Source organism: Aeromonas media, from assembly GCF_000819985.1.
In the GTDB taxonomy this organism is placed as follows: Bacteria; Pseudomonadota; Gammaproteobacteria; order Enterobacterales; family Aeromonadaceae; genus Aeromonas; species Aeromonas media.
In genome coordinates, this window is sequence record NZ_CDBZ01000188.1 from 1,730 (window position 1) to 2,257 (window position 528).

Here is a 528-nt window from a genome sequence, read left to right on the forward strand (position 1 = left end):
TCTTCGTCTTCTCCTGCGTGTTGAGCCTCTCTCCGGCCCAGCTGGCCGAGGCCAAGGCCCAGAACGTCTCCGTGCTCTCCTACCTCGCCAACATCACCGACAACCCTGTGATCGTGACTCTGGGACCGCTCATCGCCTTCATCGCCATCAGCTCCTCCTTCCTCGGCCACTTCCTCGGCGCCCGGGAGAGCCTGAAAAGCCTGATCGCCAAGCCCACAGGGCTGTCGCTGGCCAAAGCGGACCGGCTCGGCATCGCCCTGATGTTCTTCGCCATCTGGGGGGCGGCTGTCATCAACCCCGGCATCCTCGGCCTGATGGAGACCCTCTCCGGCCCCGTCATCGCCATGATCCTCTTCATCATGCCGGTGGTGGCCATCTACAAGGTGGAAGCGCTGGCCCGCTTCCGCCACGGCTGGGTGAACGGCTTCATCCTGCTGACCGGTTCGCTCTCGGTGTCGGCCCTGCTCTTCAGCCTGCTGAAGTAACAGCGGCGCGTTGGCTAAAAATAGAGAAGAGGCGACCCCGGGG

1 protein-coding gene is annotated in these 528 nt (G+C 63.8%); it reads left to right on the forward strand.

Annotated features, from left to right (window positions below; all coding sequences use genetic code 11):
- The coding region (locus BN1127_RS22895) for an amino acid permease (RefSeq protein WP_042650074.1) at window positions 1-485 on the forward strand (485 nt) is incomplete at its 5' end.
- Window positions 486-528 lie beyond the last annotated feature (43 nt).